13 protein-coding genes are annotated in these 14366 nt (G+C 64.7%); 5 read left to right on the forward strand and 8 right to left on the reverse strand.

From position 1 onward, the window contains the following. Positions 1 to 2: 2 nt before the first annotated feature. Positions 3 to 992, reverse strand: a complete 990-nt coding sequence (locus tag L6639_RS30260) for an NAD-dependent epimerase (RefSeq protein WP_237865020.1) — start codon at positions 990 to 992, stop codon at positions 3 to 5. 249 nt (positions 993 to 1241) lie between these two features. Here L6639_RS30260 and L6639_RS30265 point away from each other — a divergent pair, with 249 nt between their 5' ends. Both L6639_RS30265 and L6639_RS30270 read left to right on the forward strand, forming a co-directional pair. Beyond that, entirely contained in the window at positions 1242 to 2201 is a 960-nt protein-coding gene (locus L6639_RS30265; RefSeq protein ID WP_237865021.1) for a lysylphosphatidylglycerol synthase transmembrane domain-containing protein, read from the forward strand. Further along, the gene (locus L6639_RS30270; RefSeq protein WP_237865022.1) at positions 2198 to 3205 is read left to right on the forward strand and encodes an MraY family glycosyltransferase; all 1008 of its coding nucleotides are present in this window, start codon (positions 2198 to 2200) and stop codon (positions 3203 to 3205) included. The genes L6639_RS30265 and L6639_RS30270 overlap by 4 nt, the downstream gene beginning before the upstream one ends. On the opposite strand, the gene L6639_RS30275 is transcribed toward L6639_RS30270, so the two are convergent. From L6639_RS30275 to rfaD, 6 genes are all read right to left on the reverse strand, one after another. Next, the gene (locus L6639_RS30275) at positions 3193 to 4140 is read right to left on the reverse strand and encodes an NAD-dependent epimerase/dehydratase family protein (RefSeq protein ID WP_237865023.1); all 948 of its coding nucleotides are present in this window, start codon (positions 4138 to 4140) and stop codon (positions 3193 to 3195) included. The two genes, L6639_RS30270 and L6639_RS30275, sit on opposite strands and share 13 nt — an antisense overlap. Next, the gene (locus L6639_RS30280; protein ID WP_237865024.1) at positions 4137 to 5357 is read right to left on the reverse strand and encodes a glycosyltransferase family 4 protein; all 1221 of its coding nucleotides are present in this window, start codon (positions 5355 to 5357) and stop codon (positions 4137 to 4139) included. The genes L6639_RS30275 and L6639_RS30280 overlap by 4 nt, the downstream gene beginning before the upstream one ends. 2 nt (positions 5358 to 5359) lie before the next feature. Beyond that, positions 5360 to 7273: an SDR family NAD(P)-dependent oxidoreductase gene (locus tag L6639_RS30285; RefSeq protein ID WP_237865025.1), complete on the reverse strand. Its 1914-nt coding sequence runs from the start codon at positions 7271 to 7273 to the stop codon at positions 5360 to 5362. 130 nt (positions 7274 to 7403) lie between these two features. Next, complete coding sequence (locus L6639_RS30290; RefSeq protein ID WP_237865027.1) at positions 7404 to 8687, reverse strand: O-antigen ligase family protein; 1284 nt, start codon at positions 8685 to 8687, stop codon at positions 7404 to 7406. Continuing rightward, positions 8684 to 10168 (reverse strand): D-glycero-beta-D-manno-heptose-7-phosphate kinase, encoded by a 1485-nt coding sequence (gene rfaE1 / locus L6639_RS30295; protein ID WP_237865029.1) that lies wholly within the window; start codon positions 10166 to 10168, stop codon positions 8684 to 8686. Before rfaE1 ends, L6639_RS30290 begins: the two co-directional genes overlap by 4 nt. Before the next feature lie 12 nt (positions 10169 to 10180). After that, positions 10181 to 11161 (reverse strand): ADP-glyceromanno-heptose 6-epimerase, encoded by a 981-nt coding sequence (gene rfaD / locus L6639_RS30300; protein ID WP_237865030.1) that lies wholly within the window; start codon positions 11159 to 11161, stop codon positions 10181 to 10183. Positions 11162 to 11333: 172 nt separating this feature from the next. Here rfaD and waaF point away from each other — a divergent pair, with 172 nt between their 5' ends. From waaF to L6639_RS30315, 3 genes are all read left to right on the forward strand, one after another. Then, positions 11334 to 12422 (forward strand): lipopolysaccharide heptosyltransferase II, encoded by a 1089-nt coding sequence (waaF, locus tag L6639_RS30305; RefSeq protein WP_237865031.1) that lies wholly within the window; start codon positions 11334 to 11336, stop codon positions 12420 to 12422. Between the two features lie 99 nt (positions 12423 to 12521). Next, positions 12522 to 12704 (forward strand): hypothetical protein, encoded by a 183-nt coding sequence (locus L6639_RS30310; protein ID WP_237865032.1) that lies wholly within the window; start codon positions 12522 to 12524, stop codon positions 12702 to 12704. Between the two features lie 2 nt (positions 12705 to 12706). Next, positions 12707 to 13015, forward strand: coding sequence for a PilZ domain-containing protein (locus L6639_RS30315; RefSeq protein WP_237865033.1), 309 nt, complete (start codon positions 12707 to 12709; stop codon positions 13013 to 13015). Between the two features lie 211 nt (positions 13016 to 13226). Here the strand turns inward: L6639_RS30315 and L6639_RS30320 are convergent, their stop codons facing one another. Beyond that, complete coding sequence (locus L6639_RS30320; protein WP_237865034.1) at positions 13227 to 14264, reverse strand: glycosyltransferase family 4 protein; 1038 nt, start codon at positions 14262 to 14264, stop codon at positions 13227 to 13229. Positions 14265 to 14366: the final 102 nt, after the last annotated feature.

Raw genomic sequence — 14366 nt, forward strand, 5'->3', positions numbered from 1 at the left:
TTTCAAACCTTGTAGTGGTCGCGATACCAGGTGACAAAATTGTGGACTCCGCGCTCGATCGGCGTTGACGGTGCAAAGCCGGTGTCGCGCATCAAATCCTCGACATCCGCGAACGTTTCCACCACATCTCCCGCCTGCATCGGCAGCAATTCTTTGATCGCCGTCCGACCCAGCTCCCGCTCCAGAAGTCCGACGACATGCATCAGCTCTTCGGGGCGGTGATTTCCGACATTGTAGACTCGAGACGGCGCATTTGCGGCAGCCGGATTGTCCACAGGCACAAGATCGATCAGTTTGGACACGACACGGGTCACGTCGTCGATATAGGTAAAGTCGCGGCGCATCCTGCCATGGTTGAAGAGCCGGATCGGCTTGCCAGCCATGATGGCGTTTACGAACAGAAACATGGCCATATCAGGCCGTCCCCATGGGCCGTAGATGGTGAAAAAGCGCAAGGCGGTGACCGGCAGCCGGTACAGATGGCTGTAGGACTGCGCCATCACCTCGTTCGCCTTCTTGGTCGCAGCGTAGAAGCTCACGGGTTGATCGGTCCGGTCCTGCACGGAAAACGGCAGTTTCGTGTTCGCACCGTAAACGGAGGATGACGAGGCGTAGACAAGATGACGACACCCGTTGTTCCGACAGCCCTCCAGCACGTTGAGAAAGCCCTGGAGATTCGAATCGACGTAACTGTGGGGCTGGTCGATCGAGTAGCGGACGCCGGCCTGGGCCGCCAGATGCACGACTTTGGCAAATCGATGTCTCGCAAACAGCGCCGCCATCGCCTCGCGATCGGCAAGATCGGCCTGAACGAAGGAGAAATCGGGTTCGCTCCGCAACAGCGCCAGCCGCGCCTGCTTCAGCGCCGGATCATAATAGGTGTTGAGATTATCCAATCCGACGACAGGCCTGCCCTCGGCCAGGAGCTGCCGGGCGACGTGAAAGCCGATGAAGCCGGCGGCTCCCGTGACCAAAATCGCCTGATCCGTCATCCTGTTCCCAAAGCAAACCCGAGGACGTGCTTCGCCACAATATCAGTCTCTTTAGACGTCGCCCCGAGGGGGCCGCAATAGCCAGCAACTTTAACGGTAAAGAGCCCCCACAGGAGCTCAAGGGCGATTGCAGGAGAGCTCAACAGAGCTATTGCAAGATCGGCGCCAAAACCATACCAAAGCGGCCGAATTCGGCGCCTGGCGTCGGGTGACCTCAACCTTCGCCAAACCCCTGTTCATGCGTGCGAGATGCGCCGAATCCTGCTGTCGACGGCCAAAATCCTGATCTCCGCGGCGCTGCTCTATCTGGCGTTGCGCAAGGTCGACCTGACCGAGCTGTTTTCACGCTTCACCGTGTCCAGCCTGCTCTGGATCGGCATGGCGATCGCGGTGACATTCCTGCAGATCTTCGTCGGCGTGCTGCGCTGGCGCGACGTCAGCGCCGCATGCGGCGCGCCGCTCGAGCTCGCCCGCGCCATGCGCTACAACGTGATCGGCTCGTTCTTCAACCAAACCTTGCCGTCCGCAATCGGCGGCGACGCGGTGCGACTGTGGCTGGTCGCGCGCGCCGGCGCCGGATGGCGCGCGGCGACCTATTCGATCTTCGTCGATCGCGCGATCGGCCTGATCGCGCTGGCGATCCTCATCGTCGCGAGCCTGCCCTGGAGCTATCAGCTGATCACCGATCCGCACGGCCGCTCGGCGCTGTTGCTGGTCGACCTCGCCGCGCTCGCCGGCGGCATCGGCTTCCTGATCTTTGGCGCGCTGAGATGGTCGTGGCTGAAGACCTGGTGGGCGACCCATCATCTCCACGCCTGCGCCGTGATCGCCAATCGCGTCATCTTCAACCCGACGCGCGGACCGAGGGTGGCGATCCTGTCGCTGCTCGTTCACGTGCTCACCGCCGTCATCGCCTGGTGCGTGGTGCAGTCGATCGCAGCACCGGTCAGCTTCGCCCAGGTCTTCCTGCTGGTGCCGCCGGTGATGCTGATCACCCTGATGCCGATCTCGATCGCCGGCTGGGGCGTGCGCGAGGCCACCATGGGGCTGGCCTTCGGCTTCGCCGGACTTGCCGCGAATGAAGGCGTCAACGTCTCGCTGCTGTTCGGCGCGGTCGTCTTCATCGTCGGCGCCGTCGGCGGCCTTGTCTGGATCCTCAGCGCGGAGAAAGCCGCGCAGGGCTCGGCGCAGCTCGGGGTTCCGGAGTGACGACGCTCACCATCGTGCCGTCACTGCTCGCCATTGCGATCGCCGCTCTGATCTCGGCGGTGATCACCTGGACCAGCCGCCCCTTGCTCCAGCGCTACGCGCTGGCGCGGCCGAACGCGCGCTCCTCGCACCGCATCCCGACACCGCAGGGTGCAGGCATCGCGGTGATAGCAGCAACGCTGCTCGTCGCTTCCGCCTGGGCGGCGTGGGTGGGCGTTGCGATCTCGCCGGCGCTGGTGATTGCGACCATCGTGATCGCGCTGGTCGGCTTCGCGGACGACATCGTATCCCTGCCGGTGCTGGTGCGGCTCGTGCTGCAGGCCGCCTGCGTCGGCGCCGTGGTATTCACCGCGCCCGAGACCGCTCGCATTGTGCCCGCTTTGCCGCTCACGATAGAGCGCGGCCTGATCCTGCTCGCGGGCGTCTGGTTCGTGAACCTCGTCAACTTCATGGACGGGCTCGACCTGATGACGGTGGCGGAGGTGGTGCCGGTCACAGCAGTGCTAATGCTGCTCGGCCTGCTCGGCGACCTGTCCTGGCCGGCGGTGCTGGTCGCAACCGCCCTATGCGGCGCGATCCTCGGCTTTGCGCCGTTCAACAAGCCGGTCGCAAAAGTGTTTCTGGGCGATGTCGGCAGCCTGCCGATCGGCCTTCTGCTCGGCTGGTGCCTGCTGGAGCTCGCCTGGCACGGGCAACCCGCCGCGGCGCTGCTGCTGCCGGCCTATTATCTCGCGGATTCCACCATCACGCTGTTCCGGCGGATCGCAAGACGCGAGCAGTTCTGGTCGGCGCATCGCTCGCATTTCTACCAGCGCGCCACCGACAACGGTTTTTCGGTTCCGCGTGTCGTCGGTGACGTATTTGTTCTCAACCTCGTGCTGGCGGCACTTGCGCTTCTCACGGTGCGTGCCGGCTCGGTGACGGTCACGCTGATCGCGCTGTTGGCAGGCGCGCTCGCGGTCGCCTTCGTGCTGCGGCGGTTCTCCCGCCCTCAGGCGTCCTGAGCCGCCAGCGCCAGCCGCAGACCCTCGTCCAACGAGACTTGAGGCCGCCAGCCGGTACCGATCGCCTTCGAGATGTCGAGCTCGAGCGAACCGAGCAGACTGTCACAGGTTTCTTGTCGACCGATGATGCTGAGAAACGAGCGGAGCAATCCCGGCGACATGCCAAAGAGCTTGGGATGGGTGCCGGATGCTTTGGCAAGACGCGAGATGAATTCTGGAGTCGATATCTGCTCTTTGTCCGCGACCAGGAAGGTCTCGAAATTGCTGTTGGAATCCGGGTGGGCAAGTCGATAAGCAATGAACGACGAAAGATTCTGTACGGCCACAAAGGCACGTTGATTATGGATATCGGCCAGGGGAAGTGGAAAGCCCAAGCTGACCGCACGTGTCAGCAAGGCAAAATTGCCTTTCGCCCCGGCACCGTAGACCAGTGGCGGCCTGATCGTTGAGATTTTCATGTCGGTCTCGGACGCCAGCGCCTTCAGGCCCGCCTCCGCCTCAGCCTTCGAGATTCCGTAGACGCCATGGGGCGTCAGGGTATCCTCCTCGCTGAATGGCGCACGACCCGCGTTGCTGCGGCCATGGACAAGAACCGTACTGATGAAGATAAACTGGCCAACACCAGCCTCCGCTGCACTGCGCGCCAGTTGCAGCGTGCCAGCGCTGTTGATCATCCTGTAAAGGTCGGCCGCGTGCTCTTCGCGCTTGTGATGAACGCGTGCGGCAAGGTGGACGACGGCATCGACATCGGCAAGCGCCATCTGCCAGACCGTGTCAGGCCCAATCGATGGAATGACAACCTCCCCATCGAGACCTTCCGCCATGCGAACCGCGCGGCGGACCGACCATCCGTCACGCGCCAACATCGGAACGACATGGCGGCCGACGAAGCCGCTCGCTCCCGTCACCAGCACAACCGGCTTCCGCTCGATCATCTTCGCTCCGAAAGGTTGGGTTGGTGCAGCAATTCGTCAATGAGCGCGGCATAGTCGTTCATCGCGCGCGCCCGGTCGAAGCTTGCAGCCACCTTTACCGCACGCGCCGCCATGTCGCCATCGTCGGAACGGGACGCCGCGCAGATCGCCGTGGCGAGCTGATCGGCGCGGCCCGGCGGCACCACCCAGCCGAGCCCGTTCTCCACCACCGTCAACGCCGCCTCCGACTCCGCCTCCGAGACCAGCGCAACCGGCCGGCCGACCGCCAGCAGATTATAGAAACGGCTCGGCACCGACACTCCGGCGACGTCCTTCCGGTACGGGATGATCCAGAGGTCGGCCGCGACCAGGAACGTCTCGAGCTCGGCATCTTCGACCCGCGCCACGAACGAGACATTGGGCAGGTTGGCTTCGGCCTGCAACTGCTTCAGCCGGTCGAAGCCGATGCCCCAGCCGGAGAGCAGGAAGCCAATGTCCGGCTCGTCCTTCAGCAGGCGCGCCGCCTCGAACACGATCTCCGGATCGTGGGTGAAACCGAGATTGCCCGAGAGCCCGACGACGAAGCGGGCCGCAAGCTGCTTGCGGAACGGATTATCCGACGTCACCGTCCGCACCGCCGGCACCAGCGTCGCCCAGTTCGGGATGAAGCGGATCTTGTTGCGCATCATGCCGGAATAGCCGAGCAGCGGCGCTTCCGCATCGCGCCCGATGGTCACGACGGCATTGAGAGCGCGAAACATCAGGCCGTTGGCAGCGCGCATCATACCCGCGACGAGCGAGCGCGGTCGCAGAAGACCGGCCATCACCAGCACGTCGGGAAAGAGATCGTGCAAGATCAGCGCCGAGCGCGCGCCCTTGAGCCATGCCGCGGCCACAACTGCGTAAGGCAGCATGAACGGCGCAGTGACCGTGAGCACGACGTCACCTCGCTGCAAGCGCCGCAGCAGCGCGACGAAGATGCGCAGCACGAACAGCAGCTCGGAGATGCCGCGCCGGACCAGCGCCGCCTTTCCCGCCATCCGGTTCTTGACGGCGACGACGCGCGGCTTGTCCGGGCCGATCTGCGAGGCCGGCAGCGCACCTGACGAGCCCGACAGCACCACGACGTCGTGCTCGGAGGCGAGACGGCAAGCGATCTCGGCCATGATCGCTGCAGTCGTGCTCGTATCCGGCGGATAATGCTGGCTCGCGACAACGATCTGGCCTTGCGACTTCATGTTCAGGCCGCGGTTGACCCGAACTCGGGGACCGCATCTTTGAGGATGGCGCTGATGGTCGCCCGATCGTCGCGCGCGATGGCTTGATCGAGCGCCGTGATCCATTTGCGCAGGGTCTGCATCGGCGGCTCGTTCGGCTGCGCCGCCATGATGCCGGCGACACCGATCTCGCGGGTCGGCTCTTCCGACGCAAAGAGGATTTCATGCAGCCGCTCGCCCGGCCGCGTCCCCGTGAACACGATCTCGATGTCGTAGCCGGGTTGCAGGCCTGAGAGGCGGATCATGCGTTCGGCGAGATCGACGATCTTCACCGGCTGGCCCATGTTGAGCACGTAGACCGAGACATCGGGACGCTGCGTGCCGAGCGCATGCGTCGCCGCCGTGATGACGAGGTCGCAGGCCTCGCGGATGGTCATGAAATAGCGGACCATGTCGGGATGCGTCACCGTCACAGGTCCGCCGGCTTCGATCTGGGCCTTGAACTTCGGCACCACCGAGCCGTTCGAGGCCAGCACATTGCCGAACCGGACGGAGATCAGCCGCATCGGCGGCTTGGCGCCGGCAGTCCCTGCCGCAAGATCATGATCGAGCGCCTGGCAGTACATCTCGGCGAAACGCTTGGTGAGACCCAGCATCGACACCGGCTCGATCGCCTTGTCGGTCGAGATCATGACCATGGCTTCGGCGCCGGCGGCGAGCGCCGCATCGGCAACGTTGATCGACCCGAAGATATTGGTCTTGACGCCCTCGCTCCAGTCGCGTTCGAGGATCGGCACATGCTTGAGGGCTGCCGCGTGGAACACGATATCTGGCTTGAACTCGGCCATCAGGCGCATCACGCGCTCGCGGTCGCGAATGTCGGCGATCCGTCCCTCGATCGCAGCGCCGACCCCGTGAGCGGCGAGCGCTTCGGTGATCGCATAGAGCGCCGGTTCGGAATTCTCCAGGATCAAGAGGCGCGCGGCGCCGAAGGCGACGACGCGCTCGCAGATCTCCGAGCCGATCGAACCGCCTCCTCCGGTGACGATCATCGCCTTGCCCCTGATCAGGGCTTCGAGGCGCGCATAGTCGATCTTTTCGCTCGGCCGCAGCAGCAGGTCCTCGACCGCAACGGCGGTCAACCGCGGCGTGTCGCCGCTCTCGAGCGAGGGCATGCGGTTGACGATCACGCCTAGCCTGCGCGCCCGCATCAGGATGGATTCCGGATGCGCCTCCGGCTCAAACGCAGACGGCGTCATCACCACGCGGGCGATCGCTTTGCTGCGCTTGGCGAAGTCGGCGACGACGTCCTCGATGTCGTCGATGCCGCCCAGCACCGGCACGCTGCGTATGAACTGCCCGCGATCGGCGCTCGACGGCGACAGCACCCCGACCGGCCAGATCCGCTTGATGGCGCCGCTCTCGATGCCGCGCAGGAGTACCTCGGCATCCGCGGCACGGCCGATCAGCAGCGTCGGGGCCGCGTCTTCGGTACGGGCATGGCGCCGCACCCGCGTATAGCGGAAGTAGCGGTAGGTCATGCGCAAGGCGCTGAGAGCGAAAATCTCGAGGAACCAGTAGAGGACGATCGTCGCTTTGCCGAGGAAAAAGGCGCCGCGGACATTGGGCGCGACGAAGATGTAGTCGAGCGCCAACAGCGCCACCGTCAGTACGGTCGCGACGCGGACGATGTTCATCGCGTCGGGCAGCGAGATGAAGCGCCATTTCGTCGTGGTCAGGTTGAGGACGAAGAACACGACCACGCTGAAGGCGAGGAAGTACGGCAGGATCTGGAACAGCAGCGGCAGGCGGTCGTAGAAGTTCTCGCCACCCTCGAAGCGCAGGTAGAAGGCCGCAAACAGCGCCGCCGTGGTCGCCAGCAGGTCGTGGAGCGCGATCAGGAAATTGCGCAAAGTGAGATGCGAAAAACGCGTCATCCGTCGGCCGATGAATATCCCAATAGCTGCAACCTGACCGCGCTGATACCCCATCCCGGCAGGACTTGCTAGCAACAAGGCTTGCTAGCAACAAGACTTGCCAGTCAGAGGATGTCGGCAACGGGGTCGCTCAGGAACCGCCTGCCCCCGCCTTCGCCGCCTCCCGTCGTGCCCGCATCACCATGCCGCCGGCGACACCGACGCCGATGACGTACATCCAGCCCTCGTGGAAGTCGAACAGATGGGAGTTGAACAGCGAGGTGAAGACGTTCTGCACGACAACCAGGAGGCCGATCCAATGGGCCAGTCCGTCGCCGCGAAACAGGAGCAGATGGAGGGTCCAGATCGCGTAGAGAACGGCAATGCCGATGACGCCCCATTGCACCGCGACGTTCAGCGTCTGGTTGTGGGGATTGCCGATCACTTCGGCCGAGGCTTGGTCGCCACTCCCCGTTTTCGCCTGCTCGAACAGGCCTCGCGTCGAGCCGGTGCCGTGCCCCATGATCGGTGCCTCCGCGAAGAAGCCGAGGGATTTCCGCCAGAATTCGAGCCGGAGGCCGAGCGAGGTCGGCTCGCCCTTTTCCATGTAGCGCGTGTAGTCGCTGACGAACCTATCGGCGGTCTTTCGCAATTGCGGAGAGGCTTGCCAGGCGATCGCAGCGCCGGCGATCAGGGCGACGGAGATAACCACGATGCTGCGCCATCTCAAATGAAGCAGCGCGAACACGCCGAACATGATCGGAACGGTGACGAGCGCGGTGCGCGACACCACCACGAAGACCATGTTGACGAAGAAGCTCAGCGCCAGCGCCGTCAGCAATCCGGCAAGCCAGTAGCGCTTCTCGCGCAGCAGCAGCCCGACCGGATAAGCCAGCGCGACCGCGCAAAGCGTGAACTCCTGGCTCTGGTCGATGTAGTTCTTGACGAAGATGCCGCGCTCGAGATGGTCCGGCTTAAGCGTCAGATTGGGATAGAAAGCGACCAGCCACGACATCACCGAGAGCAGCGCGCAGGAGACCAGGAAGGCGATGAAGATCCAGTTTCCACGCGACGAGCGCTCGAAATGGTAGAGCAAAACGGGCAGCACCAGCAGCTTGACGGTGGGACTGAGCGCATAGAGGCGCGCGCCCCAGGCCGCGTCCGACCACAGCGTTCCCACCAGCGCAAGCACGAACAGCGCAATCGGCGCCGCGCAGATCGGTCGCGTCAGCGATTGCAGGAATGCCCTGATGTCGAGGAACGGCACCATGCAGACCAGGAACGCGGCGTTGAAGATTGCCGCAAGCGAGGTCGACCACGGCAGCGAGGCAACCGTGAGGATCGCGAACAGGTCGACGGTCTCGCTCCAGGCGGCCGGACTGCGGAAACGCCGCCAAAGCATCTGGGCGGTCGTCTCCCCTGCAAGTGCCGTCACTCGGTGCCTCCGCGCGCACGATGGACCAGCGCGGTCGTGCTGAATCCCTTGAGGATGTCGACCAGCACGACCGTTCCCCCGGCGGCCTCGACGACCTCGTGACCGACCACCTGCTCGCGGGTGTAATCGCCGCCCTTGACCAGCACGCTCGGCGTAATCCGCCTGATCAGGTCGATTGGCGTGTCGTCCTCGAAGATGACGACGAGATCGACCGCTTCGAGCGCGGCCAGCACCTCCGCGCGCGCCCGCTCGTCCTGGACCGGGCGATCGGCGCCCTTCAGCCGCCGTACCGAGGCGTCGCTGTTGAGCCCGACAATGAGGCGGTCGCAGGCTGCGCGCGCCGCGGTCAGCACCTTGACGTGGCCGGGATGCAGGATGTCGAAGCAGCCATTGGTGAAGCCGACGCGCAGCCCCTCTCGCTTCCATTCGGCAAGCTGGGCCTCGAGGTGACCTGACGCGCTGACGACCTTCTCCTCGGCCGCGAGTGTGGCATGTGGCAGGATCTTTCGGCGCAGCTCATCGACGCTGACGCTGGCGGTGCCCTGCTTGCCGACCGCCACCGCTGCCGCGGCACTGGCGACGCGCAGCGCCGTATCCCAATCCGCGCCGGCCGCGATCGACACCGCGAGCGCGGCGGCGACGGTGTCGCCCGCGCCGGAGACGTCGCGCACCTTCACCGGGAAGGCGGGAACGTGGACGGCCTCGCCATGGCGCGGCACCAGCGTCATGCCCTGCTCGCCTTGCGTGACCAGGATCGCCTCGCAATCGGCGAGCCGCATCACGTCCTCGCCGGCATCGACGATGCTCTGCGGTGTGTCGGCGCGGCTGCGGGTGGCTTCCGAGAATTCCTTTCGGTTGGGCGTGAGCAGCGTGGCGCCGCGATAGATCGCCCAGTTCAGGCTCTTCGGATCGACGATCACCGGCTTGCCGGCCGCGCGTGCCGCATCGATGGTGTGGCGGATCACGCGCGCGGTCAGCACGCCCTTGGCGTAGTCGGACAGCAGCACGATATCGGCGCGCGCGATCTGCGGCAGGATCGCCTCGATTAGCCTGGTCTCGACCTCATCGGAGGCAGCCAGCGCCTGCTCCCAGTCCGCGCGCAGCATATGCGTGGAAAAATGCTCGGAGACGAAGCGGACTTTTCGCGTGGTCGGCCGCGACGGGTCGCACACCAGCACGCTTTCGATCCCGGCATAGTCTGCCAATGCCAGGGCGAGCTGCCTGCCGGCATCGTCCTCGCCGACGAGGCCGACGAAGACGCAGCGCGCACCGAGCGAAGCGATATTGCGCGCGACGTTGCCGGCGCCGCCGATATGGATCTCGCTGCGCTGGGCCGCGATGACGGGGGTCGGCGCCTCAGGCGAGATCCGCGACACCTCGCCATAGACGAACTCGTCCAGCATGATGTCGCCGATGCACAGCACCGTGCGGCCGGAAATGGCTTGCGCGAGGGCATCGAAATCGAGAATCGGCGTCGGCATGGTCAAATGGCCTTAACGGAAGCGGTCGGGCCGGTCGAGATAGTCCCCGACATAGGCCTTCACCGCGTCCTCGAGCGTCGTGAAGCCGCCGTTATAGCCGGCGCGGTGGAGACGATCGACCTTGCTCTCGGTGAAATACTGGTAAGCACCGCGGATCTGCTCGGGCATGTCGACATAGTCGATGTTAGGCCTTGTGCCGAGCGCGGCATAGGCAGCCAGCATCAGGTCCTTGAAGCTGCGCGCCTTGCCGGTGCCGACATTGAAGAGGCCGGAGACAGCAGGCGTCGCCAGCAGCCACAGGATGACGCGCACGACGTCGTCGACATAGATGAAATCGCGGCGCTGGTCACCGTCGGCGATGCCGTCGCGATGCGACTTGAACAACTGCACCACGCGGCCCGCCTTGACGTCGTCGAAGCGGCGCGCCAGCACGCTCATCATCGAGCCCTTGTGGTATTCGTTGGGGCCGAACACGTTGAAGAATTTCAGACCGGCCCATTGCGGCGGTAGTTTCTCAGCCCGCGCGACGCGCTCGGCGACCGCGAGATCGAACAGCTGCTTGCTCCAGCCATAGAGATTCATCGGCCGCAGCTTCTTCAACGCCGCCAGCGAGGCATCGTCGTCAAAACCTTCCGCACCGTCGCCATAGGTCGCGGCCGACGACGCGTAGATCAGCGGCACCGCACCCGCCGTGCACCAGTCCAAGAGGCGCATCGAGAAGCGGAAATTGGTCTCGATCACGAGATCGCCGTCGGTCGCGGTGGTCTCGGAAATCGCCCCGAGATGGATCACGGCATCCAGCTTGCGGCCCTTCAGCCAGTCGGGGAGCTCGGCCGGAGGCACGATATCCACAAGCTGTCGCTTGGCGAGATTGCGCCACTTGCCGTCGCTGCCGAGGAGGTCGCAGACCACGACGTCGCCGCGGCCGGAATCGTTGAGCGCAGCGACGACATTCGATCCGATAAAACCGGCCCCGCCGGTCACCAGCAACATTCCAACCACCCTGCCCGATCTTGTGCGGCCCGATACCTGCCGTAGCGCATCATCTGCCAAAGTGTAAGCATTTTGGGCGGACGCATTTGGACTCGCCCTCTCCCGGCTTTACCTGCGGGCCCGGAGCGGCTACCGAACCGCCACATCGAGAGCATTGCGGTCCAATTAACGAATGAATATTGATTCGCATCTTGGCGGGAATGAGGAGCGGAGCGACACACGCCCGATTCTGATCATCCCCTATATGTGGATCGGTGATTTCGTCCGGAATCACACCGTGGTCAGGGTCCTGAAGGAGCGATGGCCGAACCGGCCGGTGGATCTCCTCGCCACGCCCCTTTGCGCTCCCCTGGTCGACTACATGCCCGGCGTGCGCGCCGGCATCGTCTGGGACCTGCCCCGCAGCCGCCTGGCGCTGCGCCGCCAGTTCGGCCTGGCCAAGCTGCTGCGCGAGCGGAACTACGGCACGGCCCTGGTGCTGCCCCGCACCTGGAAGGCCGCCATTGCGCCGACGCTTGCCGGCATCCCCGAACGGGTCGGCTGGGTCGGCGAATTCAGGTTCGGACTGATCAATCGATGGCGCTGGGGCGAGAGCAAGCTCCCCCGCTTCATCGACGAGAATGCCGCTTTGGCGCAGCCGGACGGCGCGCCGCTGCCCCCGGAATGGCCGGTGCCGCAATTGCGGGTTCCGCCTAAGGAGATCGCCCGCTGGCGCCAGGCCAACAGCCTCAGCACCGGCGCGGCCGTGGCGCTCGCCCCTGGTTCGGTCGGGGTATCAAAGCGCTGGACCTCCTATCCGGAGGCCGCCCGCCTGCTGGTCGCGCGCGGCCTCGAAGTCTGGGTGGTCGGCGGTCCCGCGGAAAAGGGCCTCGCGCAGGAGATCGTCGCAGCCGGCGGCCCGGGGACCGCTGGTGGCCCCGGCGTGCGCGACCTCACCGGCAACGATTTGCGCAACGGCGTCCTCGCCATGGCGGCGGCCGGCGTCGCCATCTCCAACGATTCAGGCCTGATGCATATCGCGGCCGCACTGGGCACGCCCACCATGGGCATTTTCGGCCCGACCAGCCCCTATCTCTGGGCGCCATTGAACGGCCTTGCCGCGACGGTCGTGCAGACCAAGAGCGTGCTGTCGTGCCAGCCCTGCCAGAGCACGGTCTGCAAGATGAACGATCATCGCTGCATGCGAGACATCGCGGCAAGCGACGTGGTGGGGATTGCGCAGCAGGTGCTGAGCGAGGCTGGCAAGCAGGCTGAGAGCTGAGCGATCGACGGCTTTTGCCGGACGTCGCGCCGAACCTAACTTATGTTGGATACACCCTCGGGAAGAATTGGCATCCTCTCGCTTCAGGGGAAAAAGCCAATGGACGAAGACTTCATCAGAGGGCGCGCTCAAGACATCCGCGAGCTCGCGGCGAAAGCGGACCCGTTCACCCGGAAGCGTCTGCTCGATCTTGCCGACACCTACGAGCGCAGGCTTCATCCGGTGCCGCATGCCGCGCCAGGACTCGCGGGCCGGCATTCGCAGCCGCAGATGAAGCGGTAGGCATGCTCAAGGAGAAAGAGCGCGAGAGCCAGCGCGTTTCGTTCGAGCGGCCGCTGTCGGCGCAGATGATGTCGATCGACGGCACCTGGCGCCGCCCCTGCCTGGTCAAGGACGTATCGGAAAGCGACGCCACCCTTCGCATCGAGACGTCGATTGAGGGCCTGGCGCTGACCGAGTTCTTCCTTCTCCTTTCCTCGACCGGCCTTGCCTATCGGCGATGCCAGCTCGACCGCATCAACGGCGACGAGCTCGAGGTCAGCTTCTTGCGGCAGAAGGCCCGGAAGAGGTCTAGCCGCGAGATGCCGGCTTGATCAAAGCGTGACGATTGGGTTTGCCGAAATTCGCGTGCGCGGCGCGCCGGCGAAATGTCGGCGGTGATCTTGGGATGATGTCAATCTACACCTGTTTTGCCCGACAGGTCAAACAAATTTTGTAAAATTCGAATTTCGGCCGTGCGCGTCCGGCAAGCCATCTGCGCCGGCTACTGTGCATGGGGTTGTTTTCGCTTTTTGGAAAAGCGGCTCAGAGCAGCGGACGATAGATCTCGCCGATCCGGACCGCCTCGGCATCGAGGCTGAACTTCTCGAGCACCCGAGCGCGCCCCCGCTCGCCCATCGCCGTCGCTGCAGCGACGTCGCGCATCAGCGGTTCCAGCGCCGCCGCCAGCGCCTCCGCATCGCCGGTCGGGATCAGCACGCCGCTTACGCCATCCTCGACCACCAGCGTCGCGGCGCCTGCACGCGCGGCAACAAGCGCACTGCCGGTCGCCATCGCTTCGATCAGCGTCAGGCCAAAACCTTCGTTGCGCGAGGTGAAGGCGTAGATCGTCAGCCGCTGATACCAGCGCTGCACCTCTTCGATCGGAAGCTCGCCGGTGATGACGATGCGCGATTGCAGGCCAGCCGCCTCGATGCGCTTCTTCAGGTCGTTCGCAAACGGCGTCTGTTCGGCCGTGACCTGGCCGACGATGACAGCCGTGAAGTCAGGATAGCGCGGCAGCGTCAGGCACATCGCATCGACGAACACATCAGTGCCCTTCTGCGCCCTGACGCGGCCGAAGCAGCCGATGGCGTAACGGCCGGGCAAGCCGCTTTCCGCGAACGCTGCGGCGCGATTGACCGGAGGCGCGTAGACATCGGTGTCGACGCCGTGCGGGATTACCGTCGATTGCACTTTCAGGAACGAGGCGGAGATGTCCGAGGTCGCGATGATCGCGTCCATCTGGCGGAGCAGCCAGCGCGTGATCCAGGTGTGATGACGCTGCCCCGCCGAGGTGAAGACCAGCTTGAACGGCCAGCCCAGCGCGCGCAGCAAGACGCCCACGATCATCTCGTTGTTGCGCCGCGCGTGCCAGATCATGGGCCTGTTGCGGCGCCATAGTTTCAGGACATCGCCGACGCCAAGCCGCGCAATCCCCTCCGGCGCATCGGAGCCGAACCAGCCGGCGCGATAGAGCTTTGCCAGCCGCGGCGCCACCATCCGGTTGGTCGCGGTGACCCCGGAATAGCGCCTGTGCAGATTTGGCACGATCACTTGCAGATCGTCCGGGGAATTCGCCACGTCATGCTCCGTTTGGTGCGTCCCCTATACGCAACATTAAGCATAGTGACCAGTTCAGCCGGGCCGAAACCCCCTCTTCACCGCGCAAACGTTAACTTGGCG

This window comes from Bradyrhizobium zhengyangense (assembly GCF_022012555.1).
Taxonomy (GTDB): domain Bacteria; phylum Pseudomonadota; class Alphaproteobacteria; order Rhizobiales; family Xanthobacteraceae; genus Bradyrhizobium; species Bradyrhizobium zhengyangense.

Coding starts and splice junctions, on each gene's coding strand:
- L6639_RS30265 (WP_237865021.1), top strand. CDS start 1,242: ATGCGCCGAATCCTGCTGTCGACGGCCAAAATCCTGATCTCCGCGGCG.
- L6639_RS30285 (WP_237865025.1), bottom strand. CDS start 7,273: ATGACGCGTTTTTCGCATCTCACTTTGCGCAATTTCCTGATCGCGCTC.
- L6639_RS30315 (WP_237865033.1), top strand. CDS start 12,707: ATGCTCAAGGAGAAAGAGCGCGAGAGCCAGCGCGTTTCGTTCGAGCGG.
- rfaE1 (WP_237865029.1), bottom strand. CDS start 10,168: ATGCCGACGCCGATTCTCGATTTCGATGCCCTCGCGCAAGCCATTTCC.
- L6639_RS30310 (WP_237865032.1), top strand. CDS start 12,522: ATGGACGAAGACTTCATCAGAGGGCGCGCTCAAGACATCCGCGAGCTC.
- rfaD (WP_237865030.1), bottom strand. CDS start 11,161: ATGTTGCTGGTGACCGGCGGGGCCGGTTTTATCGGATCGAATGTCGTC.
- L6639_RS30260 (WP_237865020.1), bottom strand. CDS start 992: ATGACGGATCAGGCGATTTTGGTCACGGGAGCCGCCGGCTTCATCGGC.
- L6639_RS30280 (WP_237865024.1), bottom strand. CDS start 5,357: ATGAAGTCGCAAGGCCAGATCGTTGTCGCGAGCCAGCATTATCCGCCG.
- L6639_RS30275 (WP_237865023.1), bottom strand. CDS start 4,140: ATGATCGAGCGGAAGCCGGTTGTGCTGGTGACGGGAGCGAGCGGCTTC.
- waaF (WP_237865031.1), top strand. CDS start 11,334: ATGAATATTGATTCGCATCTTGGCGGGAATGAGGAGCGGAGCGACACA.